General features: G+C 71.1%; 22 protein-coding genes. 11 read left to right on the forward strand and 11 right to left on the reverse strand.

Features of this window, described 5'->3' with window-relative positions:
* Positions 1-59 precede the first annotated feature (59 nt).
* The 3 genes from HGG74_RS01655 to HGG74_RS01665 form a co-directional block, all read right to left on the reverse strand.
* Positions 60-1490 carry a class II fumarate hydratase gene (locus HGG74_RS01655; RefSeq protein WP_168484587.1) on the reverse strand — a complete coding sequence of 477 codons (1431 nt, stop codon included), beginning with the start codon at positions 1488-1490 and terminating at the stop codon, positions 60-62.
* Between the two features lie 62 nt (positions 1491-1552).
* Positions 1553-2167, reverse strand: a complete 615-nt coding sequence (locus HGG74_RS01660; protein ID WP_168484588.1) for a carbonic anhydrase — start codon at positions 2165-2167, stop codon at positions 1553-1555.
* A 29-nt stretch (positions 2168-2196) separates the two neighbouring features.
* Complete coding sequence (locus tag HGG74_RS01665) at positions 2197-2817, reverse strand: DUF4245 domain-containing protein (RefSeq protein WP_312856693.1); 621 nt, start codon at positions 2815-2817, stop codon at positions 2197-2199.
* Positions 2818-3014: 197 nt separating this feature from the next.
* Between HGG74_RS01665 and glpX the strand changes: the two genes are divergently transcribed.
* A complete protein-coding gene (gene glpX / locus HGG74_RS01670) occupies positions 3015-4052 on the forward strand; it encodes a class II fructose-bisphosphatase (protein WP_312856694.1) in 1038 nt (345 codons plus the stop codon).
* Positions 4053-4136: 84 nt separating this feature from the next.
* Here glpX and HGG74_RS01675 read toward each other — a convergent pair whose 3' ends face one another.
* From HGG74_RS01675 to HGG74_RS01695, 5 genes are all read right to left on the reverse strand, one after another.
* The gene (locus HGG74_RS01675; RefSeq protein ID WP_168484590.1) at positions 4137-5165 is read right to left on the reverse strand and encodes a lipid II:glycine glycyltransferase FemX; all 1029 of its coding nucleotides are present in this window, start codon (positions 5163-5165) and stop codon (positions 4137-4139) included.
* Between the two features lie 97 nt (positions 5166-5262).
* Positions 5263-6516 (reverse strand): mannose-6-phosphate isomerase, class I, encoded by a 1254-nt coding sequence (manA, locus tag HGG74_RS01680; protein ID WP_168484591.1) that lies wholly within the window; start codon positions 6514-6516, stop codon positions 5263-5265.
* Between the two features lie 67 nt (positions 6517-6583).
* Complete coding sequence (locus tag HGG74_RS01685; protein WP_246262515.1) at positions 6584-8116, reverse strand: LCP family protein; 1533 nt, start codon at positions 8114-8116, stop codon at positions 6584-6586.
* A 75-nt stretch (positions 8117-8191) separates the two neighbouring features.
* Positions 8192-8713, reverse strand: a complete 522-nt coding sequence (gene purE / locus HGG74_RS01690) for a 5-(carboxyamino)imidazole ribonucleotide mutase (protein ID WP_168484593.1) — start codon at positions 8711-8713, stop codon at positions 8192-8194.
* On the reverse strand, positions 8710-9885 hold the full coding sequence (locus tag HGG74_RS01695) for a 5-(carboxyamino)imidazole ribonucleotide synthase (protein WP_168484594.1): 1176 nt from the start codon (positions 9883-9885) through the stop codon (positions 8710-8712). Before HGG74_RS01695 ends, purE begins: the two co-directional genes overlap by 4 nt.
* A gap of 234 nt (positions 9886-10119) precedes the next feature.
* On the opposite strand from HGG74_RS01695, the gene HGG74_RS01700 reads away from it, so the two are divergent.
* A complete protein-coding gene (locus HGG74_RS01700; RefSeq protein WP_168484595.1) occupies positions 10120-10635 on the forward strand; it encodes a GtrA family protein in 516 nt (171 codons plus the stop codon).
* 9 nt (positions 10636-10644) lie between these two features.
* Here HGG74_RS01700 and HGG74_RS01705 read toward each other — a convergent pair whose 3' ends face one another.
* Complete coding sequence (locus HGG74_RS01705) at positions 10645-11373, reverse strand: TIGR03089 family protein (RefSeq protein WP_168484596.1); 729 nt, start codon at positions 11371-11373, stop codon at positions 10645-10647.
* A 370-nt stretch (positions 11374-11743) separates the two neighbouring features.
* On the opposite strand from HGG74_RS01705, the gene HGG74_RS21315 reads away from it, so the two are divergent.
* The 4 genes from HGG74_RS21315 to HGG74_RS01725 are packed head-to-tail and all read left to right on the forward strand — an operon-like array spanning position 11744 to position 19013.
* Positions 11744-12277 (forward strand): WhiB family transcriptional regulator, encoded by a 534-nt coding sequence (locus tag HGG74_RS21315; RefSeq protein WP_246262517.1) that lies wholly within the window; start codon positions 11744-11746, stop codon positions 12275-12277.
* 29 nt (positions 12278-12306) lie between these two features.
* A complete protein-coding gene (locus tag HGG74_RS01715) occupies positions 12307-15813 on the forward strand; it encodes a glycosyltransferase (RefSeq protein ID WP_168484597.1) in 3507 nt (1168 codons plus the stop codon).
* On the forward strand, positions 15810-17672 hold the full coding sequence (locus HGG74_RS01720; RefSeq protein WP_168484598.1) for a DUF5719 family protein: 1863 nt from the start codon (positions 15810-15812) through the stop codon (positions 17670-17672). Before HGG74_RS01715 ends, HGG74_RS01720 begins: the two co-directional genes overlap by 4 nt.
* Before the next feature lie 48 nt (positions 17673-17720).
* Positions 17721-19013, forward strand: a complete 1293-nt coding sequence (locus HGG74_RS01725) for an FAD-dependent oxidoreductase (protein WP_168484599.1) — start codon at positions 17721-17723, stop codon at positions 19011-19013.
* A 30-nt stretch (positions 19014-19043) separates the two neighbouring features.
* On the opposite strand, the gene HGG74_RS01730 is transcribed toward HGG74_RS01725, so the two are convergent.
* Positions 19044-19538: a metallopeptidase family protein gene (locus HGG74_RS01730; RefSeq protein WP_168484600.1), complete on the reverse strand. Its 495-nt coding sequence runs from the start codon at positions 19536-19538 to the stop codon at positions 19044-19046.
* Between the two features lie 158 nt (positions 19539-19696).
* Between HGG74_RS01730 and HGG74_RS01735 the strand changes: the two genes are divergently transcribed.
* From HGG74_RS01735 to ahcY, 3 genes are all read left to right on the forward strand, one after another.
* Positions 19697-20086, forward strand: a complete 390-nt coding sequence (locus HGG74_RS01735; RefSeq protein WP_168484601.1) for a DUF3499 domain-containing protein — start codon at positions 19697-19699, stop codon at positions 20084-20086.
* 78 nt (positions 20087-20164) lie between these two features.
* The gene (locus HGG74_RS01740) at positions 20165-20383 is read left to right on the forward strand and encodes a Trm112 family protein (protein WP_168484602.1); all 219 of its coding nucleotides are present in this window, start codon (positions 20165-20167) and stop codon (positions 20381-20383) included.
* 10 nt (positions 20384-20393) lie between these two features.
* A complete protein-coding gene (ahcY, locus tag HGG74_RS01745; RefSeq protein WP_168484603.1) occupies positions 20394-21860 on the forward strand; it encodes an adenosylhomocysteinase in 1467 nt (488 codons plus the stop codon).
* A 70-nt stretch (positions 21861-21930) separates the two neighbouring features.
* Here ahcY and HGG74_RS01750 read toward each other — a convergent pair whose 3' ends face one another.
* The gene (locus HGG74_RS01750) at positions 21931-22734 is read right to left on the reverse strand and encodes an RDD family protein (RefSeq protein WP_168484604.1); all 804 of its coding nucleotides are present in this window, start codon (positions 22732-22734) and stop codon (positions 21931-21933) included.
* A gap of 70 nt (positions 22735-22804) precedes the next feature.
* On the opposite strand from HGG74_RS01750, the gene HGG74_RS01755 reads away from it, so the two are divergent.
* Together HGG74_RS01755 and HGG74_RS01760 are read left to right on the forward strand one after the other, a co-directional pair.
* Complete coding sequence (locus HGG74_RS01755) at positions 22805-23797, forward strand: stage II sporulation protein M (protein ID WP_312856695.1); 993 nt, start codon at positions 22805-22807, stop codon at positions 23795-23797.
* A 95-nt stretch (positions 23798-23892) separates the two neighbouring features.
* The gene (locus HGG74_RS01760; protein ID WP_168484605.1) at positions 23893-25056 is read left to right on the forward strand and encodes a TIGR01906 family membrane protein; all 1164 of its coding nucleotides are present in this window, start codon (positions 23893-23895) and stop codon (positions 25054-25056) included.
* Positions 25057-25094: the final 38 nt, after the last annotated feature.

The raw sequence follows: 25094 nt of genomic DNA on the forward strand, positions 1-25094 counted from the left end.
GTGCCGTAAACACACCGGTGGCCCGGGACCGTCGGTCCCGGGCCACCGGCCGGCGGCCGTTACTTGGCTTGCGGGGGCCTGGTCATGGACAGCACGTCCAGGGCGGTATCGAGCTGCTCTTCGGTCAGCTCGCCGCGCTCCAGGTAGCCCAGGGCCACCACCGCCTCGCGGATGGTCAGGCCCTCCTTGACCGCATGCTTGGCGATCTTGGCGGCGTTCTCGTAGCCGATGTACTTGTTCAGCGGGGTCACGATGGACGGGGAAGCCTCGGCCAGGAAGCGGGCGCGTTCCACATTGGCCTCGATGCCGTCGATCATCTTGTCCGCCATCACCCGGGAGGTGTTGGCCAGCAGGCGGATGGACTCAAGCAGGTTCGCGGCCATCACCGGGATGCCCACGTTCAGCTCGAAGGCGCCGTTGGTGGAGGAGAGGGCGATCGTGGTGTCGTTGCCGATCACCTGGGCGGAGACCATGATGGCGGCCTCGCAGATCACCGGGTTGACCTTGCCCGGCATGATCGAGGAGCCCGGCTGCAGGTCCGGGATGGCGATCTCGCCCAGGCCGGTGTTCGGGCCGGAGCCGAGCCAGCGCAGGTCGTTGTTGATCTTCATGAAGGAGTAGGCGATATTGCGCAGTTGGCCGGACGCCTCGATGAGTCCGTCGCGGTTGGCCTGGGCCTCGAAGTGGTTGCGGGCCTCGGTCAGCGGCAGCCCGGTGTCGGCGGCGAGCAGCTCGATCACGCGCTGCGGGAAGCCTGCCGGGGTGTTGATGCCGGTGCCGACGGCGGTGCCGCCGAGGGGGACCTCGGCCACGCGCGGCAGCGAGGACTGGATGCGCTCGATGCCGTAGCGGACCTGGGCGGCGTAGCCGCCGAATTCCTGGCCCAGGGTCACCGGGGTGGCGTCCATCAGGTGGGTGCGGCCGGACTTGACGACTTCCTTGAACTCCTCGGCCTTGCGCTCCAGCGACTCGGCCAGGTATGCCAGCGCCGGGATCAGGTCGTTGATCAGCGCGGAGGTGGCCGCCACGTGGACGGAGGTGGGGAAGACGTCGTTGGAGGACTGGGAGGCGTTGACGTGGTCGTTCGGGTGGACCGTCTTGCCGCTGCCGGAGTCCTTCAGGGCGCGGGAGGCCAGTTCGGCGATGACCTCGTTGGTGTTCATGTTCGACGAGGTGCCCGAGCCGGTCTGGAAGACATCGATGGGGAAGTCGCCGTCGTACTGGCCCGAGGCAACCTGGTCGGCGGCGGCCGCGATGGCCTGGGCGATTTCGCCGTCGAGCACGCCGAGTTCGGCATTGGCGGTGGCGGCAGCCTTCTTGATGCGGGCCAGCGCCTCGATGTGGGCGCGTTCGAGGGTCTTGCCGGAGATCGGGAAGTTCTCGACGGCGCGCTGGGTCTGCGCGCGGTACAGGGCGTTGACCGGGACGCGGACCTCACCCATGGTGTCGTGTTCAATGCGGTACTGGGCAGAATCAACAGTGGATGTCATGGCTTCCAGCGTAGTAGCCGAGGGGACCCCGCCTGCAACTTGTTGCAGGCGGGGTCCCCTCGTCAGAGTGCGCCGTCGCCGGAAACCAGTTCGGCGCGGCCCTCGGCCAGCCGGTAGGCGACGCCCAGGACGGCGGTCCGGCCCTCGGCGACCGCCGCGGAGATGGCCCGGGAGCTGTCCAGCAGCCGTTCGGCGGTCTGCTTGACGTGCTCGACCACCATGTCGTTGATCTCCTCGAAGCCCTGGCGCCGCGCGGCCAGGACGGAGGGGGTGATCCGCTCCACCAGATCCCGCAGGAAACCCTTGGGCATCTCGCCGGTATCCACCGTGTTCTTCGCCGCGATGACGGCACCGCAGCTGTCGTGCCCGAGGATGATGATCAGCGGCACCTTCAGCTGGTCGACGCCGTATTCGAGCGAGCCGAGCACCGCGTCGTCGATCACCTGGCCGGCGGTCCGGACCACGAAGGCGTCGCCCAGGCCCAGGTCGAAGATGATCTCGGCGGCGAGCCGCGAATCGGCGCAGCCAAAAATGATCGCAAAGGGATTTTGCTGCCCCACCAGGGAATTTCGCCGGGAGGCGTCCTGGTTGGGGTGGTCGGAGGTTCCTGAAACGAAGCGCTCGTTGCCCTCGCGCAGCTTCCGCCACGCCTCGGCCGGGGTCATTGTGGTTGCCATTTTGCCAACATTACCGGCAGTCGGGAAGGTTACTTACCATGCAGCTCGTTGATGACGGCGGCGCCGAGCACATCGAATTCGGCGAGCCCGGCCGCGCCCTCGAGGATGACGGTGTAGCCGTCCTCTTCAAGCACCAGGCTCGTGCTGCCGGTGCCGCGGTCCCGCAGTTCCCAGTCCGACCCGCCGATCCGGCGCTGGCCGGTGACGGGAGCCTCATCGGTCACCTGGGCCACCCAGGTGGGGTTGCCCTTGTCGGTCTGGGTCAGGCCGATGTGGCTGCCGCCCGGGGTCAGGTAGCCGGCTTCCCAGGCCGGAACCTGTGCGCTGCCGCCGGAATTCCAGCGGGCGTAGTTGGCGGACCAGCCGTCGGGAAGGGCCGGGGCCAGCGGCAGGTACCCGGCGGCGGGTTCGGCCTGCAGGGCCACGCCCGGGACGTCGATATTGCGCTGGTAGGTTTCGGGCTTGCTGCCGGGGTTGAGCAGGTAGACCGGAACGAAGACGGCGACCGTCAGCAGGACCGAAATGAACATGCCCTTGACCGTCTGGTTGGCCCGCTTGGCCTGCTTGGCGGTCAGCACGGGTTTGGCCGGCTGCTTCTCCGTTCCGGGGGCCGGGGACACGGCAGGGTCTTCGGGGCGCACTTCACTCACTGTTCCATTGTCGCTTAAACCGGTGGTGCCTCGGCTGCCGGCAGGGGAGGCGGCCGTAACGGTGCGTTGTCTCACAAGGCGGCCAGGGCGGGGGCGGACTATGATCGAAGCTGATGGATCACCCAGACGAAGTCCAGGAACCAGAGGCAGCTCCGCAGCCGGAACTGTCCCAACCGCAACTCGAAGATGAGGTTAACGTGGCCAAAGCTGCACCGGATGTCCAGAATTCACGCCTGTCCCCGTCGCTGGCGGTGGGCAATACCGAACCGGACCGCAACCTCGCCCTCGAACTGGTGCGGGTGACCGAGGCCGCCGCCATCGCCGCGGGCCACTGGGTGGGATACGGGGACAAGAACGCCGCCGACGGCGCGGCCGTGGACGCCATGCGCTCCTTCCTCTCCACCGTGAACGTCAACGGCGTCGTGGTGATCGGCGAGGGGGAAAAGGACGAAGCGCCGATGCTGTTCAACGGCGAGCGGGTGGGCAACGGGGACGGCCCCGAGTGCGATGTGGCGGTGGATCCGATCGACGGCACCCGCCTGACCGCGCTGGGCATCAACAATGCGCTGTCCGTGCTGGCCGTCTCCGAGCGCGGCAGCATGTTCGATCCCTCCGCGGTCTTCTACATGGAGAAGCTGGTCACCGGGCCGGAGGCGGCGGAAATGGTGGACCTGCGCCTGCCGGTGAAGCAGAACCTGCACCTGATCGCCAAGGCCAAGGGCAAGAAGATCAACCAGGTCAATGTGGTCATCCTGGACCGGGACCGCCACAAGCCGCTGGTGGAGGAGATCCGCGCGGCCGGCGCCCGCACCAAGTTCATCATGGACGGCGACGTGGCGGGTGCCATCGCCGCGGCCCGCGAAGGCACCGGCGTGGATGTGCTGATGGGCATCGGCGGCACGCCCGAGGGCATCGTGACCGCCTGCGCCATCAAGTCCCTGGGCGGGGTGATCCAGGGCCGGCTGTGGCCGACCAGCGACGAGGAGAAGCAGAAGGCGATCGACGCCGGCCACGACCTCGACCGGGTGCTGACCACCGACGACCTGGTCACCAGCAACAACTGCTACTTCGTGGCCACCGGCATCACCGACGGCGACCTGCTGCGCGGAGTGCGCTACAAGGCCAACCGCGTGCTGACCCAGTCCATCGTGATGCGCTCGAAGTCCGGCACCATCCGGTTCGTCGAGGGTGAGCACCGCGCGGACAAGTGGGAGAGCTACGAGCGCAAGCACTAGCCACCCGCCCGCCCCCGTTCACGGTGCAGAAAACGCCCTTCCCAGCGCTGGGAAGGGCGTTTTCTGCACCGTGAACGGGGGCGGTCAGCGCTGGAGCCGCCGCCTGAGCGCACCGAGGGCCGGCACGACGGCGGCCTGCACCTTGCGCAGGGCCGGTGCGGCCTTGCCCTGGAGGGCACCGCGCAGCGCGTCCCGCAGCCGCCGGGCGGCGCTGTAGGCTGCGTACATTGGCCGGTTGACGGGCAGATCCCAGGTGCCGGGGTATTCGACCTCGAAACCGCCGAAGGAGCGCTTGAACCGGGAGAAGCCGGCCCACGGGTGCTCGGGCTCGTCCTCGGGGGAGATACCCCACATGTCGAAGAGTTCCTGGCCGGATTCCTTGGCATCCAGCATCATCGTCACCACCAGCGGAATACCGGCGTTGAGCTTGCGGTGCCTGTCGTCCGCGGCGGCGTGCGCGTACACCCGGGTGCCCGGGGTGTCGTAGGACAGCGCCGCGGCGATCGGTTCCCCGTCCAGGCGGGCGACGAAGAGCTTGGCGGCGCCGGCGGGCATCAGCGTCCTGGCGGCCTGGGCCAGGTAGTCATCGGACTGGGCCTTGAACTCGGCGCGCTCGGCGACGCCGTGCAGGAAGCCCAGCAGGATCCCGATGTCGGCAGGATCCGTGGACGTTTCGAAGGTGACGCCCTTCTTGTGGATGTTCCGGTACAGGTTGCGGCTGGTGCTGCGCATCCCGGCCAGGATCTTCTCCTCCGGCTGGGTCAGGTCCACCATCCAGGTCAGGTGCGGCTGGACATCGGCCGGGGCACGGCGCAGCCCGTGGCCGGCCAGCAGCGCGGCGGCATTGTCTCCCAGCCCGGCGGCTACCGGCTCCACCCGGACAAAGTGCGCGCCCTCGGCCTGGGCCAGGGAACGCAGTTCCGCCAAGGCCTGGGCGAAGGCGGCAGGATGCTCCGCCGCGGGTCCGTACGGGGTGTACAGCAGGGACCCGAGCGGGGTCTTTTCCCGGATGGCCAGGAAATGCCAGCCGTCGCCGCTGCGCTCGAAGACCTCCTTGCCCAGGCTGCGCTGGAACTCGGCCCAGGGGGCGGATTGAAGGATGGAGGCGGACATGGGCTCCCTTCCGTTCGGGTAGGCGTACCGGCCGGCCGGGTCCGGCGGCCGGTGGCGGCTACGGTGTGCGGTGACGTTTTCCGGCTAAGTTTTCCGGTTATTCGGTGCCGGGGTTTCCGGATGTGGTGACGGCGAACAGTACCGCCGGGGAACGGCTGTCCAGTGCCGGATGGACCAGCACCGGCTGTTCGGCATCCGGGATGAAGGCGGAGTCCCCGCGCCGCAGCAGCAGGTCCGAGCGCGGGGAGTCCAGCAGGGCGCTGCCCGAGACGGCCAGGACGACGGCGGGGCCGTGCTGGTCCAGCGCCACCGGCCCGTCCCCGTCCTGCAGCTCGATGCGCTGTAGCTGGAACTCCGCAAACGGCGGGCAGTACAGTTCCTGGCCGGTGTCGGTGACCAGGGGTTCGACGAACGGCGGCCGGCCGGGAGTGAAGTCGCAGATGCGCACCAGCTCGGCGATGTTGATGTGCTTGGGTGTCAGGCCGCAGCGCAGCACGTTGTCCGAGGAAGCCATGATCTCCACCCCGAGGCCGCGCAGGTAGGCGTGGATCTGACCGGCCGGCAGGCACAGCGCCTGGCCCGGTTCGAGCGTGACGTGGTTCAGCAGCAGCGAGACCAGGGTGCCAGGATCCTGCGGGTACAGGTCGGCCAGCCAGGCGACGGTGGCGAACTCCGGCCCCAGGCGGTCCGGGGCGACGCCGGCAAGCACCTTCGCCGTGACTTCCACCAGGTCCGCGGACCGGCTGCCGCCTTCCAGCAGCGCCAGGAAGGCGGTGCGCACCCCGGCAGGGCCGTCCGGGCCCTGCAGCGCGCCGATGACCTGGTCCACCAACGCGGTGTCGGCACCCGCGGCGGCGAGCTTTCCGCGCAGGCCGGTGAACAGCCGGGCCGCGTCCCGGGGCTGCCGGAACCCGCACAGCGCCTCGAAGGGGGTCAGCGCGTAGATCATCTCCGGCTTGTGGTTGCTGTCCCGGTAGCTGCGCGCCGGATCCGCGGCCGGGATCCGGGCGGCGTTCTCCGCCGCATAGCCGGCCCGCGCCTGCTCCCGGGTGGGGTGGACCTGCAGCGACAACGCGGACTCGGCGGCGATCACCTTGGCCAGGAACGGCAGTTTCGCCCCGAAGCGCCCGATGGTCTCGCCGCCCAGGGCCGGAGCCGGGTGGGCGTCGATGAAGGCATCCAGCGGCTGCTCGGCCCCGCCGGGCAGCAGCACCGACGACGGCGAATCGGGGTGGGCGCCGATCCACAGTTCGGCCTCGGGGCCGCCCGAAGGTTCACGGCCGAACAGTTCGGCGATGGCCGTCGCCGAGCCCCAGGCATAGGGACGCAGAACGTTTTTCAACCGGTACATTGTCCGCCTTGTCTCTGTCGTGGTGCCGGCCGGAACCTGGCCGGGCCGGAGTGCCCCTGCCGCGAGTTTACGGCACCGAGCACTCGCCGTTGTCGGCCAGCAGGGCGCCGAGGGTTTCGACGTCGCCGGCCTCGGCCAGCTGCTGCAGGTACTCCTCGGTGATCTCCGGTTCCTGGGTGGCTACCGCCAGCTCCGCGGTGAGTTCCCCGGGGAGTTCCGCGGTGACGCTGCCGGCAGGGCCGCGTCCGGAGGGGGAGGGGCTGGCCTGGCGGGAGATCATTTCCTGCACCCGCTGGTGGATCAGGTCGAAGTCGGGGTAAGTGACGAAATTCTCCGCCGCCGTGCCGAAGTCCGGCGGGCCGATGGTCAGCCGGTCCACGTCCTGGCTCTTGGCCTTGACGGCCAGCGAGACGAAGCTGCCCAGCTGTTCGGCGGGGATGTCGGTCTCCACCACCTGCTCGCCGGCCTGGGCCAGCGCCTGGAAGCGGGTCAGCACGGTGGCCGGATCCAGCTGCTTGATCATGGCCTGCTGGACGCATTGCTGGCGCTGGATGCGGTCGTAGTCGGTGGCGAATTCGCGGGAGCGGCCGTACCAGAGGGCATGGTAGCCGTCCAGTTTCTGCACCCCCGGGGGGATCCAGCCCTTGGGCGGGTAGTGCTGGTTGGTGCCCGGGATGGTCCGGTTGGAGATCGGCACCCAGTTTCCGGCCTTGATCGTGATCCCGCCCATGGCGTCGATGAGCTTTTCGAACCCGCCCATGTCCACCAGCACGTAGGCCTGCACCTCGATGCCGAGGATGCCGCTGACGGCGTCCTTCATGGCCTCCGCCCCAGGGTCCTTGGCCTCGGGGTACAGGTCGGCGTAGTTGTTGGTGACGTCCATGTACAGGGCGTTGATGATGCATTCGTCACCGCAGTTGAAGCCCTCCGGGTAGACCTGCTGCATCGGCGAATCGTCCGGGAACCGCGCGTTCTGGAAGTTGCGCGGAATGCTGAAGGTGATGGTGTGCCCGGTCTCGGCGTCCACGCTGAGCACCGAGATGCTGTCCGGGCGCAGGCCCACGCGGTTGGACCCGGCGTCGCCGCCCATCAGCAGGAAGTTGTACCTGCCGTCGGCCGGGTCGAAGGCCGGCCCGGAGGCGAAGATGCTGCCCAGGGCCCCGCGGCCGACATTGAGCAGGTAGGCCGCATAGCCGAGGCTGCCGGAGGTGGCCAGCATCAGCAGTGCGAGGCAGGCTCCCACGATGGGCCGCATGCCCGGGGCCAGCAGGCTGGGGCGGATGATCCGCAGGGTGTTCAGGAACAGCAGGGCCCAGAACAGGGCCAGGGCCAGCAGGAGCACCATCAGCAGCAGCGAGCCCCAGGGGTTGGTGGCGATCCCCACCAGGACGGGCCAGTCCACCAGCGCCACCACGGCGGCCGCCAGGGCCAGGGCCCAGACCGCGAAGGTCACGCGCAGCGCCCGGCGCCCCAGCCGGCGGTCGCCGGCCACCAGCTGGGCGCTGCCGGGAACGAAGAGGGTCAGCAGCAGCAGCAAAAACGCCCGCTTGGTCCGCACCGGGGCGGAGGCACTCTGCGGATGGCGGACCGGGTCGGTCATCCCGGGGTACCCGGGCGGACCGGAAGAATGACTGCCGGGACCGCGTGCCCGGACGTTCTCGCTGCCGGCCATCGCTCAGGCCCCGCCGGCTGCCCGGCTGCGCAGGGCGGCGCCCTTGTCGTAGGCGCTCTGCCGCAGCGTGCCGGCGAATTCGAGCAGCTGCCGCTGCAGGCGCGCGGCCAGCTCGTCGGTGCCCGAGGCGAGCATCCGCACGGCCAGCAGCCCGGCATTCCGGGCGCCGGCGATCGACACCGTGGCCACCGGCACGCCGGCGGGCATCTGCACGATGGAGAGCAGGGAGTCCATGCCGTCCAGGGTCTTCAGCGGCACCGGGACGCCGATCACCGGCAGCGGGGTGACGGAGGCGAGCATACCGGGCAGGTGGGCGGCACCGCCGGCGCCGGCGATGATCGCCCGCAGTCCGCGGCCGTGCGCTTCCTTGCCGTAGCGGATCATGTCTTCGGGCATCCGGTGGGCGGAGACGACGTCCGCCTCGTAGGGGACGCCGAATTCGGCCAGGGCCTGGGCTGCGGCCTCCATGACCGGCCAGTCCGAATCCGAGCCCATGACGACGCCGATGAGTGGCTGGCTGCTCATTGCTGCTGTCCTTCCAAGGGGTCGGCCCCGTCGCGGATGATGGCGGCCACACGGCCCGCGCGCCGGCGCAGGTCCTCGACGTCCCCGGGGTCGCGGCCGACCAGGTTGACGTGGCCGATCTTGCGGCCCGGGCGCACGGACTTGCCGTAGCCGTGCAGCTTCGCCCCCGGTTCCGCCGCCAGTGCGCGCGGATAGGCGCTGAACAGATCGGTGTTGGCCCCGCCGAGGTAGTTCTTCATGACGACGGCGCCTCCGAGCACGGAGGTATCACCCAGCGGCAGGTCCAGGACCGCGCGCAGGTGCTGCTCGAACTGGCTGGTGACGCAGCCGTCCATGGTCCAGTGGCCGGTGTTGTGCGGACGCATGGCCAGTTCGTTGACCACAAAACCTTCGCCGTGGCCGGGGGTCTCGAACAGTTCGGCGGCCATGACGCCGGTGACGCCGAGTTCCTCGGCCAGCCGCAGCGCGGCACCTTGGGCCGCCGCGGCCACCTCCGCCGGCAGGCCCTGGGCCGGGGCGATGACTTCATCGCAGACGCCGTTGACCTGGATGGTGTGCACCACCGGCCACGCCTTGGCCTCGCCGGAGGGCCGGCGCGCGACCAGGGCGGAAAGCTCGCGGCTGAACTCGACCTTGTCCTCGGCCAGCAGCGGGGAGCCGGTGAACCAGTCGGCGGCAGCGGCGGCGGCAGCGGCATCGCCGATCACGCGCACGCCTTTGCCGTCATAGCCGCCGCGCGGGGTCTTCAGGACCACGGGCCAGCCGATCTTGTCCCCGAAGGCGATAAGTTCATCGACCGTGGACACCGCTGCCCATTCGGGGTTGGGCAGCCCGAGCCGCTCGACCGCGGCGCGCATCTGCAGCTTGTCCTGGGCATAGACCAGGGCGCCCGGATGCGGCTGGACATTGACGCCCTCGCCGACCAGCGTGTGCAGGTGCGCGGTGGGCACATGTTCGTGGTCGAAGGTCATCACGTCCAACCCCTCGGCGAACGCCCGGAGGGTGGATAAATCGCGGTAGTCGCCCACCGGGGCATGGGCCACGGCCTTCACCGCCGAGACGTCGGACGCCTCGGCCAGGACGCGGAGTTCGAAACCTAGGGCGACGGCGCACGGGGCCATCATGCGGGCAAGCTGGCCGCCGCCAACAACGCCGATTACTGGAAAAGTCACAAGGTCAAGGTTACCCAACGCACCGGCCGGCCGCCGGACGGTGCCCGCCGGCGCGGTCCTGGGGAGGGCGCGCAGCGGGGCGGCCGGGCGAACTCCCAGCTGCGGAACATACAATGGGCTCCTGACCCGCGAAAACACCGCGCCCGCCCTGCTTCCGGGCGCCGGTGGATGCACCGAGGCACCCCTCGGCGGACAGCGCGGGGCCTTCCGGCCGAGAAAGGGAATCCCGGGTTTATGAGCACAACGATCACCCAGCGCATCCAGGGGCTGATCTCCCTGTTCTGGCGGGAGGTGGCAAAGTTCGGGACTGTCGGCGGCGTCGCCTTCATCATCGACAACGGACTCTACTGGTGGCTGATCAACGGCCCGATGGCGCAGAGCGAGGTCAAGGCCCGGCTCGTCTCGGCCAGCGTGGCTACGCTCTTTTCCTGGGTCGCCAACCGGTACTGGACGTTCCGGCACCGGCGCCAGCCGAATCCCGTGCGCGAGCTGGCCATGTTCATCGTGATCAATATCATCGGCATGTTCATCGCCGCCGGCTGTGTCTGGATCGCCAAATACGCACTGGACCTCACCGACCGGCCGGCTCTGCTGGCCGCCGGGATCTTCGGCACCGTGCTGGCCACCGTGGTGCGCTTCGTCGCCTACCGCTTCTGGGTCTTCAACGCCGAGCTCGATGCCGAGCCGGAGTTCGCGCACGACCACGAGATCTTCGAGCCCTCAGCGGACCCGGCCCGGACCGGGCGGTAACCGGAGCCGCTACGAAGGTTCCTGCAGCTGCGCGTTGATCCGTTCGCTCTCCAGCAGGCGCTGCGTGACGGCGACCTGCGGATGGACCAGGACCACCGTCCCGGCAACCTGCCAGGTGGCCAGCGATTCTGCCAGCACTGCCGGCCACCCGGCCCGGGCCGGCAGCAGCAGATGCCTCCGGACCTGCCCGCCGGAAGTGCCGGCGGCGGCCTCCTGCGGGAGCAGGGCGCCGAAGCTGATGGTCCCGCCGGGGTGTTCCAGCGCCGGCGCGTCCGGATCGGGCACCACGGGGTCGGCAAAAAAGTCGGCAAAAGCCCTGACCTCCGCGGCGTAGTCCAGGACCCCCGGGGGCAGTTCGCCCTCCCAGCGCAGCTGCAGGGCGCCGGGCGCTACGGCCACCAGCTGTGCCGGCGGCTGCGCGCCGGCCAGGCGGCCGGGGTCGGAGGTGACGACGACGTCGGCAGCAGCGGTGCCGAGGCCGAGCGTGGCGCCGGTCTGCCAGGTGGCCAGCGCCCAGACGATGCCCCGCCAGTGCGGTGCCATGTCCAGCTGCACCACGGTGCCGGGTCCGGCGTCGAGCTCCTCGACGAGCAGGTTCGCTGTCTTGGCCACCCAGTTGTCCAGCACCCGGCCCGAGAGCTCGACGCGTTCGGCGTCCGGGCCGTACCAGATGAGGCCGGGCGAGTGGTCCGGGCGCAGCGCGGCCAGCAATGCCTCGATGGTCCTGTTCGTCCCCATGGATGCTCCTTCGCGCTGGTGCCCGGTCCGGTCCCGGGCGTGGCGTGCTGCCGGTTCTGCTGTCCGACTCTATAGGATGACGCCCCGCTTGACTTCGGCGGTATTACACCAATGTAATTAGGGTTATCGGACGCGTGACTGCAAATGTTCCCGACCCGCCTTGGACGGCAGGTTCCGCTTGGTTCGGCCATTGGCCCGGCCGCCGGTACTGCCGGCTGCCGCTGCTGCGTAAACAACGTTAGCGGCAACACGGCTGGCCCCGGGAGCACCATTGCCGTCAATAGCCGCAGATGATGTGCCGCGGCCGCAGACCGGCCGCGGCAATGTTCCCGGCGCCCGGCCGGGACATGGATACGGGGAGGGCTTGGTCATGGGGCAGGCAGGGCGCAATTTTGCCCGGAATCAGGATGGTCCGGAACATACCGGACAAGCTGCGGCCGGCAGCGGGGCGCGCAGCGTCCCGGCGGACTGGTTCGTGGACCCTGCGGACCCGGCGGCGGCCGAACGCTACCGCCAGAGCAGCCAGCCGTCCCTGGAGGACCAGGCCACTGCCTTCCTGGCCGCGCACGAGGCACTGACCGGCGAGCCGGAGCCCGGCGACGGTCCGGACGAGGTCCTGCCGGCCGCCGGACGGACCTGGGAGCAGGCGGTCTGGATCGGGCTGCCCGGACTGCCGGAAGAGGGGGAGCTCGGCTGGCAGGCGGATGCGCTGTGCGCGCAGACGGACCCCGAGGCGTTCTTCCCCGAAAAGGGCGGTTCAACCCGGGATGCTAAAAAGGTGTGCAGCGCCTGCACTGTCCGAGCACAGTGCCTCGAGTACGCCCTGGCCAATGACGAGCGCTTTGGGATCTGGGGCGGGCTGTCGGAGCGTGAGCGCCGCCGCCTACGGAAAAGAGCACTCTGATTCACCAGCAAGTCCGTGTTACGGCCGTTGTGGTAGCCCACAACGGCGCCGACTACCTGCCCGCGACGCTGGCTGCGCTGAGGGCGCAGACCCGTCCGGCGGATGTCCATATCGGCGTGGATACCGGCTCGGCGGACAGTTCGGCTGCCCTGCTCCAGCTGGGGCTGCCCGCGGGCAGCACGGTGGTTGCCGCACCGGATGGTGCAGGCTTCGGCGCGGCCGTGGCCGCCGGCCTGGCCGGCACCGGGCCGGATCCTGCCGGACCGGATCCTGCTGCGCAGGGTCCGGCCGGGGCAGCGGACCAGCCCGGGGCCGGCACGCCGGCGGGCGTCCAGGACTGGATCTGGCTGCTGCACGATGACTCGGCCCCGGAACCCGATGCGCTCGAGGAACTGCTCCTGGCAGTGGAGACCGCGCCGTCGGTGACCATTGCCGGATGCAAACAGGTGGACTGGAACAATCCGAGCAAGCTCGTGGATGTCGGCCTGACCGTCAGCCGGGGCGCCGAGCGCCTGACCCTGATCGATCTGGACGAGGTGGACCAGGGGCAGTACGACGGCCGCAGCGACTTCTTCGCCGTCAACTCCGCCGGCATGCTCGTGAGGCGGGATGCTTTCGACCGGCTCGGCGGCTTCGACCCGGCCCTGCCGGGGGTCGGCGACGACGTGGACCTGTGCTGGCGCAACCGGCTCGCCGGGCACCGCGTCGTCGTGGTGCCTACCGCCACCGTCCGGCACGCCGCCGGCCGCGACGGCAGCCCTTCCTCCGCCACCGCGGCGCGCAAGTCCCAGATCCACCTGCGGCTCAAGCATGCACCGCTGTGGAAGCTCCCGCTGGTCTGGGCAGGTTCCCTCCTGGGCGGACTCGCCAGCCTGGTGCTGAGCATTGTCGCCAAGGACCCCGGGCACGGACTGCGCCAGCTGGCGGCCACCGTGACGGCCCTGCTGCGCCCCCGCCAGGTCCATGCCTCGCGCAAGCAGGCGGCAAAGACCCGCAGGACCTCCCGCAGGATCGTGCGCGCCCTGATGGTGCGCCCGCTCGATGTCTTGGCCTACCGGCGTTCGCTGCTGGAATCCCTCAACCCGGAGCACCACGCGGTGGGCGACGGAACCGGCACCGACGCCCGGGGCGGCCAGCAGCCCACCGGCGGCTCGGACGATTTCGCCGCGCTGGCCGCTCCGGAGCGCGGCTGGCTGGGCACCGGCCCGGTGGCTGCCGCCCTGGTCCTGGCCCTGCTCGCCGTGATCGGCATGTCGGATTTCCTGGGCGTGCCCGCGCTGGCCGGGGGAGCCCTGCTGCCGGTGTCCGCAACCTTCGCCGAGGTCTGGCACAACGCCTCGGCCTGGTGGCAGAGCATCGGATCCGGCTACCCCGGACCCAGCGATCCTTTCGGCTACCTGCTGGCGGTGCTGTCCCTGCTGGGCCTGGGCAACGGCTCCGCCGCCGTCGTCGTGCTGGCGGTGCTGGCGATGCCGCTGGCCTCCTTCGGGGCCTGGCTGGCCGCCGGTGCGGTCACCCAGCGGCGCGGCCTGCGGCTCTGGGCCGCCTTCTTCTGGGCGGCGCTGCCGCCGCTTCAGGTAGCCCTCGGCCAGGGGCGCCTGGGCGCGCTGATCGTGCACCTGATGGTCCCTCTGGTCCTGCTCGGGCTGCTGCGCGCCACCGGATCCGCCATCCAGCGCACGGGCCCGGATGCGGCCGGCGACCCGGCCGAGAAGATCCACAAGCCGGGCATCAACGGCATCCCGTCCTGGACGGCTGCGGCAGCTGCGGGCCTGTGCCTGGCCGCGGTCACCGCTTCGGCGCCGGCGCTGCTGCCGGTCATCGTCCTGTTCGTGGCGGTCATCGCCCTGACCCTGGGCCGCCGCGGCTGGACCGTCTGGTGGGCGCTGGTTCCCCCGGTGGTGCTGGCGCTGCCGATGCTCACCGCTGCCGGAGGCAATCCGCGCGTGCTGCTGGCCGACCCGGGCGTGCCGCTGGCCTTCGAGGCCGCGCCGCCGTGGCAGCAGCTGATGGGCTTCCCGGTTGCTTTCGACGCCTCCGGCGGGCTGGCGGCCTTCGGCTTGCTGGAACCGCTCGGCAACGGGCCGTGGGCTCTGGTCTTCGCGCTGCTGACCGCGGTACCGGTGCTGCTGCTGGCAGCAGCGGCACTGTTCCTGCAGGGCCGCGGAGCGGCGCTGGCCAGGATCGCCTGGCTGGGCGCGCTGATTACCCTTGGAGCCGGCTGGCTGGCCGGGCACATCGCCACCGCCGTGGCCCCGGGCGCGGTCGTGACCCCGTTCCCCGGACCGTTCGTCTCGCTGGCCCTGTTCCTGCTGGTCCTGGCCGGCCTGGTCGCGGCCGACCGGGTCCTGCCGGCGCTGGCCGCGCCCGGCCGCAAAGCGCCGGGGGAGGCCGGCCGGGTCCTGCCGGTTGCTGCCGGCGCCATCGTCGTCCTGCTGGCTGCCGGCCCGGCAGTGAACCTGGCCCAGTGGTTCCTGCCCCAGGTCGCCGGCTACGCCGCGGCCGGCCAGGACGGCAGCGGGAGCACACCGCGGCCGCTGGCCGACTTCGGCACCCGGATGCTGATCTATCCCAGCGAGGTGCGGACCCTGCCGGCCACGGCGGCGGACCGCGGCAACGGCCAGGAGCAGACCCGCTCGCTGGTGATGGACTCGGACGGGTCGGGAGCGGTGACCGCAGCGGTCATGCACGGCTCCGGAACCACCTTGGACCAGCTGTCGGCGCTGTATGCGGCCCGGACCCTGGTGGGCCCGCTGTTCGACGCCGCCGTCGCCGAGGGCGACGGCGCCGCCGCCGCGGTCCGGGACTCGGTGGCCGTCATCGTGGCGGGCACCGGGGTGGATCCCCGGCCGGAACTGACCCGGCTGGGCGTCGGGTTCGTCGTCGTCCGCGGTACCGGAACCGCCGCCGAGGTGCTGGCACGGCAGATCGATGCGGTGCCCGGGCTGGCACCGGTCGGCCCGACCGACGCCGGCTGGCTGTGGCGGGTGGTCCCCGAACAGTCCGGCGGGGAGGGTTCCGCCGGCCCGGTCAACGGCCGGGTCAACCTGTTCGACCACGAGGGGAACGTGCTGCAGGGCCTGCCCTCCGGGCGGCTTGAGGCCGGCGGGACGATTCCGGCCGGCAATGACGGCAGGATCCTGGCCCTGGCGGAGCGGGCCGATGCCGGCTGGCAGGCCACCCTGGACGGTGAGCGGCTCGAAGCCACGGACGCCGGCTGGTTCCAGGCCTTCAAGGTGCCGGCCGCCGGCGGGGACGTGCGGGTCAGCTACTACAATCCGTGGGCCGTGTGGATCGGGCTGGTGCAGGTGATCGCGATCACCCTGACGTTGCTGCTGGCCATCCCGATTCCCTCCCGCCGCCGCTTCACCCCGCGGCGGTTGGACCACATCCGGACCACCGGTCTGGACAGCAGCGCGGACGAACTCCAGCTTGCCGCCCATGAAATCGACCGGGATGAAGCCGGCCGCCGCACCGGCGGCGGCCCGGCCGATGCGCCGGTACTGGCTTCGGCCGGGAAGGAAGCGCAGCCATGACGGACAAGCCAGCGGATCCGCAGCCCGGAGCCGGGACCGCCGCGCCGGGCCCGGAAGCTTCACTGCCGGCCGCGGGGCCGGAAGCCGCCGGCAGCAACGGCCGGCGGGCGGCGCGGAAGGAAGGCCGCTCCGGTCTGCCGTGGAAGCGGCGCAAGGCCAGGCCCGCGGGCCCGCACCCGGGCCACCGCAGGGCGCCCGGTTCCGCGACGGCGCCACCGGACGTCCGGGCTGCAGCGCCGGCAGCAGCGCCGGGTGCCGGGGCCCGGACAGCAGGCGGTTCCGCACTGCGACGGCCGCTGGGAATTGCGGCCGGCGCCGGGCTGCTCGCCGTCGCGGCCGCAGCCGCAGCGGCCGGGAGCATGACCGGCACCGGCAGCGCCGCCGCCGAGGTACCGGCCGTCTCCGCCGCCGTGGCCGCCGGGAACTTTACCGGGGTCTGCCCCGAACCGCTGAAGCTGCTTGACAGTGCCGCGGACCAGACCGACCCGGAGTTCAGTCCGGTCTCCGATTCTGCCCGCACCCGGGCCCGCGCCGTCGTCGTCAGCGACCTCGGCGGCAGGGTTCCGGGCAGCAGGCTGGCCGTCCTGGGCTCCCGCAAACCGCTGGTGACCATTGCCAGGTCCTCCGGCACCGCCGCGGAAGAGGCCCGCGGCAGCAGCGAGGACGGGCAGACCAAGCTGCTCGCCGCCGTCGTGCCCGCACAGCGGCTCACCGCCCCCACCGTCCTGACCGTCCAGCCGGTCGCCGGCCGGCAGGCCCTGGCCGGGGCTGCCATGACCTACAGCGCCGCGGACGGGGACCTGCGCGGCCTCGCCGCGGCCAACTGCACGGCACCGGCCAACGACTTCTGGGTGCTCGGTGCCGCCACCACCGTGGGGGCTGCCGCGGTGCTGAACCTGCACAACCCGACACAGACGGCCGCGACCGTGGACCTGGAGTTGCTTGGCTCTGACGGGCCGGTCCAGGCCGCGGGCGCCCGCGGCCTGCTGCTGGCGCCGGGGGAGAGCCGCTCGATCGTGCTCGGCGGCTTGGCGGCGAAGCAGGACGCCCTCGCCGTGCACGTGAGCACCTCCGGCGGCGCAGTGTCGGGCACCATCCAGCAGAGCATCCTGCGGGGCCTGACTCCGGGCGGTGTGGAGCTGCTGACGCCGTCCGCCGGCCCGTCCCTGCAGCAGGTGGTCACCGGCGTCCAGATCCAGGCCGAGGAACTGTCCCGGACCCTCCGCGGGCAGCGCGGCTACGGGTCCTCCTCCCCAGCCTTGGACGTGGTGGTTCCAGGCGGGCAGGATGCCAGCCTGCAGGTGCGCGTGTTCGGCGAGGACGGCGAGGTCCGGTTGCCCGGGGGCGGGGACCTCACGGCCGCCGCGGGCAGCGTGACCCGGGTCCCGCTGGAGTCCCTGCCGGCCGGCACGTACACGGTGCAGGTCACCTCGGATGTCTCCGTGGTGGCCGCGGCGCGGCTCAGCCGGGGGACCGGCAGGGGCGAGCCGGTGGACTTGGGCTGGTCCCCGGCGGTTTCCCGGCTGGGCAGCGAGCACCTGGCCATCGTGCCCGGGGGCACACAGTCCCGGCTGGTCTTCGCGGCACCCGCGAAGACAGCGGAGGTCAAGCTGGTCCCGGTGGACCGGGACGGCAACCTGGGCAAGGAACGCGTGGTCAAGGTGCCGGCCGGCACAACCGTCACGGTCGACCCTCAGGCCCGTGGCGCCGACCCTGCCGCGGTGATGGTGGGCGCCACCGGTGACGCCGTCTACGGCGCGCAGGTGCTGTCCGGCCCGGACGGGCCCGGCATCGCGGTGCTGCCGGTGCCCGACGGGGGCCAGGGCCGCCAAAGCGTGCCGGTGCACCTGGGGTACTGAGGGAGTGGGGCGCTCCCGCCGTTGGAGGCTGCCCCGTAGACTGCAGGCATGGCGTCGTCAGGCGGCGGGGACCTGCCCCGCGGGGAACAGGCACCGGCAGCGGAGAGGACCACGTGCGTGGTGGCCGGCGGAGGGCCGGCCGGGCTGATGCTCGGTCTGCTGCTGGCCCGCGCCGGGGTTGCGGTGACGGTGCTGGAGAAGCACGGCGACTTCCTGCGCGACTTCCGCGGCGATACCGTCCACGCCTCCACCATCCGGCTGCTGGACGAGCTGGGACTGGGGGATCAGTTCCGCCGGCTGCCGCAGAGCCGGCTGGACAGTGTGGCCATTCCGGGCCGGGGCCCGGACCTGGTACAGGTCGCCGACTTTGGCCGGCTGCGCCCGCCGTACAACTACGTGGCCATGATCCCGCAGTGGGACTTCCTCAATTTCCTCGCCGCGGCCGCCGCCCGGGAACCGTCCTTCAGCCTGCGGATGAACACCGAGGCCACCGGGCTGTTGTTCGACAATGGCCGTGTGGCCGGGGTCAGCTGGCGCCGGAGGGATGCAGGGCCGGGCCGCGCCGCCACGGGCGAACTGCGGGCGGACCTGACGGTGGCCTGCGACGGCCGGCACTCGCTGCTGCGGTCCGCGGCCGGACTGCGGAGCCGGGAGTACCCGGTGCCCTTCGATGTCTGGTGGTTCAGGCTCCCGCGGCGCCCGGACGAGCCCGGACCGGTGGCCGGCATTGTCCCGGCGTTCCGGGACCGGGAGGCGCTGGTCACGCTGTACCGGAAGGACTTCTTCCAGATTGCCTACCTGGCGGACAAGGGGTCGGATACCCGGCTGCGCTCCGAGGGGGTGGAACGGTTCCGCCAGCGCGTGGCCGCCCTGCGCCCGGACTTCGCGGACCGGGTGGAGGCGATCGGCAGCATGGATGCCGTGCACGTGCTGGACGTGCGGCTGGACCGGCTGCGCCGGTGGTACCGGGACGGGCTGCTGTGCATCGGCGACGCGGCCCACGCAATGTCCCCGGCCGGCGGCGTGGGCATCAACCTGGCCATCCAGGATGCGGTAGCTGCGGCGGCGCGCCTGGCCGGGCCGCTGCTGGCCGGCCGGGTCAGCGGGCGCGACCTGGCGAAGGTCCAGCGGCGCCGGGAGCCGCCCACCCGGCTCGTCCAAGGGTTCCAGCGCTTTTTCCAAGGCCTGGTCTTCGGCTCCCGCTCCGGCTTCGGGTCCGGCCGGGTTCCCCGGGCGGTCGCCGCGGCCGCGCGCATCCTGCCGGTACTGCGCTGGCTGCCGGCACGCATGATCGCCTTCGGCCCGCTGCCCGAGCACGCCCCGAGGTTTGCCCGCCGCTGACGCGCCGCGCCCCGGACCTGCGCAGCACGCTCAGGGACGGGTACGCCCGTAGGTCGGATCCACCGCCTCCGGGGCCATGCCCAGCAGTTCCGCGGCCTGTTCCACTACCACGTCGTGGACCACCTCGGGCAGTTCCGCCTTGATCCTGGCCTCGGCCTCCACCGGCTTGCGGTAGATGGTCACGACGGCGGGTGCGCCGGCACCGCCGCGCACGACGCTGCCCAGCGGGGCGGGGGAACCGGTGGCGACCAGCTCTTCGAGTCCGGGCGGGATGTCCGCGACCAGGAACTCCACGGCATCGATCCGTTCCCCCCACAGATACTGCAGGCGTTCGACCGAATCCAGCACCAGATCCTCGAACTTCTCCGCCCGCGTTCGGTTGCCGGGAAGGTGGGCCGGCAGCAGCTCGCCGCGCAGGCCACGGCCGTGGCGGTTGCGCCGCCGCTTGCCGAACGGCCGCGCAGCAGCCGAAGCACCGGCAGCGGTGTTGGCAATCCTGATGCTCAACGTTGGACCGTTTCCCATACAACGACTCTAAGCCTGCCCGCCGTCAAAAGCACGGTGCCGCGGTGGGAGCCCGCGCGGCGGCCGGACAGCTGCGCGGAGGGACCGTGCGCGGCGCGGCGCATCCGCCACGGCGGAAATACCGGGACCTGCCGGCCGTGCGGGTAGAATCGGTAGTCGTGGGATCCATCCGCCAATGTTCACGCTCGGCCTGTACACGTTCGGCCATCGCTACCCTGACGTACGTCTATGCCGATTCCACCGCCGTCCTGGGCCCGCTGGCCACCTATGCCGAACCGCATTGCTACGACTTGTGCGCCGAGCATGCCGCCCGCCTGACCGTGCCGCGGGGCTGGGAGGTGCTCCGCCTGGCGCTTCCCGAGCAGGCTCCGGAACCCAACGCCGACGATCTGCTGGCCCTGGCCGACGCGGTCCGCGAGGCCGGCAGCGCACCGGAGGCGGCCGACGAGGCACCGGTCCAGCGCGGGGCGCGCGAGCCCCTGGAACCGCCGGCCGGAGCCGATACCGCCCGCCGCGGCCACCTGCGCATTCTGCGCGGACAGTCCTAGGCAGCTACCCTGTAACAGTTGCCCGGCCCCGCCCGGCTTGCTGCCCGCCGGCCGTGCCTACCCGAGGAATGGATCACCATGGCACTTCTTCCGCCCGAACTGGTCAGCGTGCTGCGCTGCCCGGTCACCGGATCCGAACTGGTGCAGGACGGGGACGAACTGGTCTCCGCCGGCACCGACGCTGCCGGCCGGCACCTGCGCTACCGCATTGACGAAGGAATCCCGGTCCTGCTCCCGGCGCCGCCGGAAGCCCAGGGACCCCACGCCGCGCCGACCCCTGCACCCGAGAAAGCTTAGGACCGAAACCGTGACGTTTGACTACAAGGTAAAAGACCTCTCCCTGGCCGAGGCCGGCCGGCACCAGATCCGGCTGGCCGAACACGAAATGCCGGGCCTGATGGCCCTGCGCGCCGAGTTCGGCGAGTCCAAGCCGCTGGCCGGCGCCCGCATTGCCGGCTCGCTGCACATGACGGTCCAGACGGCCGTGCTGATCGAGACCCTCACCGCGCTGGGCGCCGAGGTCCGCTGGGCTTCCTGCAACATTTTCTCCACCCAGGACGAGGCCGCCGCCGCCGTCGTCGTCGGCAACGGCACGCCGGAGGACCCGCAAGGCGTCCCCGTGTTCGCCTGGAAGGGTGAAACCCTGGAGGAGTACTGGTGGACCGCCGAGCAGATCCTGACCTGGCCGGGCGCGGACACCAACCCGGAACTGGGCCCGAACATGATCCTGGACGACGGCGGCGACGCCACGCTGCTGGTGCACAAGGGCGTGGAGTTCGAGGCCGCCGGCGCCGTGCCCGCCGCCGCTGCGGAGGACCCGGAAGAGTACCGGATCATCCTTGACCTGCTGCGTGCCTCACTGGCGGCCAACCCGAACAAGTGGACCGGCATTGCCGGACGTCTCCTCGGCGTCACCGAGGAAACCACCACCGGCGTGCACCGGCTGTACCAGCTGGCCGAGCAGGGCAAGCTGCTCTTCCCTGCCATCAACGTCAATGACTCCGTGACCAAGTCCAAGTTCGACAACAAGTACGGCATCCGCCACTCGCTGCCGGACGGCCTGAACCGGGCCACCGACGTACTGATGGGCGGCAAGGTCGCCGTCGTCTGCGGCTACGGCGACGTCGGCAAGGGTGCCGCCGAGGCGCTGCGCGGGCAGGGCGCGCGCGTGGTGGTGACCGAGATCGACCCGATCTGCGCGCTGCAGGCCGCCATGGACGGCTACCAGGTGACCACCCTGGACAAGGTCGTGGGCGAGGGCCACATCTTCATCACCACCACCGGCAACAAGGACGTCATCATGGCTTCGGACATGGTGAAGATGCGCGACAAGGCCATCGTGGGCAACATCGGCCACTTCGACAACGAAATCGACATGGCCGGCCTGGCCCAGGTCGAGGGCGTGAAGAAAATCGAGATCAAGCCGCAGGTGCACGAGTGGGTCTTCGACGCCGGCACGGAGATGGAGCGGTCGATCATCGTGCTCTCCGAGGGCCGGCTGCTCAACCTGGGCAACGCCACCGGGCACCCGTCCTTCGTCATGAGCAACTCGTTCGCGAACCAGACGATCGCGCAGATCGAGCTCTTCACCAAGGCCGGCACCGGCGAGTACGCCAAGCAGGTCTACGTGCTGCCCAAGATCCTGGACGAGAAGGTGGCGCGCCTGCACCTGGCGGCCCTGGGCGTGGAGCTGACCGAGCTGACCAAGGAGCAGGCCGAGTACCTGGACGTGGACGTGGCCGGCCCGTTCAAGCCGGACCACTACCGCTACTGACCGGGGCGCTCCCGCCGTGTCGGCTTCGCCGCCACGGCGGGTCCCTCGCGCCCCACTCAATGGAGGCGGGTTACTGCCCGAAGGGAAGCTCGTGCAGGCGGCGGCTGCGTTCCTGTGCCGCGGCCTGCTGCCGGCTGAGCCGGGCGAAGTCCCGTTCGCGGCGCTCGGCCATGACCGCCATCAGGTAGAGCTCCGGGGCGGTGCCGGGCGGCGGCGGGGGAGAGACGAACCCGGAGGCCTCGGTCGCCAGCGCGACGGCCAGCTGCTCGCGGGAGGCGGGGATCATCTTCGGAGCCTGGGCCAGGAACTGGGCGATCCGCCGGGCCAGGGACTCGGGCAGCCGGCCCATGTCCGTGAGCCGGACCCACGGCAGCAGCTGCGGGGGGATCTGGGGCAGCTGCTGCGGCAGCGCGCCCACCCGTTCGCGCATGCTGTAGGTCCCCGCGAGCATGTCGCCCAGCCGCTTGGAGCGGTCGTTGAACAGCGCGGCCGCGAACGCCACCGAGCCGAACATCATGTACAGCTCGAAAACGCCCACCAGCCCACGGACCAGGGCGTGCCGGAAGCGAATGGAGCCGCCGTCGTCGCGCACGATCCGCAGGCCCATGATCAGCCGGCCCAGGGACTTGCCTCGGGTCAGCGACTCCACGCCGACCGGCAGGATGACCAGGAAGAAGACCAAGGTGGCGACCGCCAGCGCCTGGCCGGCGGCCGGGTCGAAGCCGGTGCCCAGCGTTTCGCCCAGCAGCACCCATGCCAGCACGAGCAGCACCAGGTTGGCCACGACGTCGATCATCGAGCTCAGCGAGCGCACGCCCAGGGAGGCAGGGCGCAGTTCCAGCACCACGGCCTCGCCCGTCACCACATGGCTCACGGCGTCCCCTCCTTCCCGTCCGCCTGCCTTCCTCCACTTTACGGCCCCCGCGGCGGGTACGCTGGGGAGCGTGGATATCGATGCCTTCACGGCGGTGCACCGCGACGACTGGGCACGCCTGGACGCGCTCAGCGCCAAGCGCCGGCTGACCGGTGAAGAGGCGGACGAGCTGCTGGTGCTCTACCAGCGCACCTCCACGCACCTGTCGATGATCCGGTCGATCGCTCCCGAGAGCCAGCTGTCGGCCGCGCTCTCCACCCGGCTGTCCCGGGCCCGGACCCGGTTCACAGGCGCGAAGTCCAGCTTCGCCGAGGACACCGCTGGATTCTTCGTCCGCACGCTGCCGGCGGCGTTCTACCGGCTGCGCTGGCTGACCGTGGCCATCGGGGCCGTGTTCATCCTGATCGCCTGGCTCTACGGGGCCTGGGTGGCAGGAAACCCCGAGGTCATCAAGGCCCTGGGCTCGGACGCCGAGCTGCGCCAGTACGTGGAGGAGGACTTCGTCAACTACTACTCGGAGAACCCGCATGCCTCCTTCGCCGGCATGGTCTGGACCAACAACGCGTGGATCGCGGCCCAGTGCGTGGCCTTTGGGGTGACCGGCCTCTGGGTACCTGCCATTGTCTACTTGAACGCCCAGGGCGCGGGCATCGCCGGCGGCATGATGGCCGCCTACGACCGGCTGGATACCTTTTTCCTGTACATCCTGCCGCACGGGTTGATGGAACTGACGGCGGTCTTCATCGCCGCCGCGGCGGGGCTGCGGATCTTCTGGTCCTGGGTCTCGCCCGGGCCGCGGACCCGGCTGGCGTCGATGGCGGCGGAGGGCCGTTCGCTGATCACCGTGGCCCTGGGCCTGGTCCTGGTGCTCTTCCTCTCCGGCCTGGTGGAGGGGTTCGTGACGCCCAGCGGGCTGCCGCACTGGCTGCGGATCGGGATCGGCGCGCTGCTGCTGGCCGCGTACTGGGTGTACACGCTGGTGCTGGGCCGGCGGGCGTACGAGGCCGGCGAGCGCGGGGACCTGGACAGGTTCGATGCCGGTGCCGAGGCCCGGACCGCCTGAGGCGGCGCCGGGCGGCCTGCCTGGGAAGATTTGATGGATCAGTGGATGCCGCCCTGCACGAGTGCAGCGGCGGCGCCGAGGAAAGAAGGAGAAGCATGGCTGATCAGGAGCAGCCGGGCAGCAGCCGGGCCCGACGCCTGGAGGAAGCGCTCCGGATGCCGATGCGCAAGCCGGGCCGGCTGCCGGATTTGAGCGCTTACGACGGCGGCTCCGGCAGTGCCGGGGGCACGGGGGGCAGCCCGGCGGCCGGCAGCGGTGCAGCCGGAGCGGACCAACCTGCGGGGGACAAGGCAGCCGGGACGGAGAAGGGCGCCGGGCCGCAGAAGGCGCCGGAGCCCGCCCCGCGGGAGGCGGCCCCGACCGCGGCGATCCCGGCCGGGTCCCTGCCGACCCGGCCGGTCCCTGCGGCGGCCGCTCCCACGGCCCCCGTTCCGGCGGCCGGCTCCGGTCCGGAAACCCCCGGAGCTGCCCCGGGGCCGGCAGGCGGCCGCGGTGCCAGCCGCCGGGCTGCCGCCCGCGAGGACGCGGTCAATGCCCGGCCCCGCGGCGGGCGGTTCTGCCAGGTGCTGCTGGCGGCGGTCTTTCCGTTCCTGCTCATCATCGGGGCCATCCGGCTGGTCTGCACGCCGCTGTTCCTCTGGATCGAGTACCACCGTCCGGGCTTCCCGGCGGACAGCTTCGGCTTCAGCACCGAGGACCGGATGACCTACGGCTCCTACGCCGTGGACTACCTGCTGAACTGGGCCGGACCGCGCTACCTGGGCGGGCTGACCGGCCCGGACGGCGAGTCGTTGTTCCTGCCCGCGGAAGTCAGCCACATGGCCGATGTGAAAGCGGTGGTTGCGGCCGCCTTCCTGGCCGGCCTGGTCCTGCTGCTGGTGGCCGCAGGCTGCGTGCTGTACCTGCGGCGCAACTGCCCGGGCGGAATCCGCCGCGGGCTGTTCGCCGGTGCCGCGGCCACGCTGCTGCTCGTGCTGGTGCTGGGCGTGCTCGGGGCGCTGAACTGGCAGTGGTTCTTCACCGAATTCCACCGGATCTTCTTTGCCGAGGGGACCTGGACCTTCTACACCGACGACACGCTGATCCGGCTCTTCCCGGGGCAGTTCTGGATGGACGCAGGGCTGGTCGTTGCCCTGCTGGTCCTGATGGTCTCCAGCCTGGTGCTGACCCTGACCTGGCCGACCAGGAGCCGGCGGGAGCACAGTGCGGAAAGGCTGGCAGCGGCACGGGCCAGGCTGCGCGGCGGGACCGGGCTGTAGCAGCGGCGCCGCAGTTTTGGCCCTGCAGTATCGGCACG

This window comes from Arthrobacter mobilis (assembly GCF_012395835.1).
GTDB lineage: Bacteria > Actinomycetota > Actinomycetes > Actinomycetales > Micrococcaceae > Crystallibacter > Crystallibacter mobilis.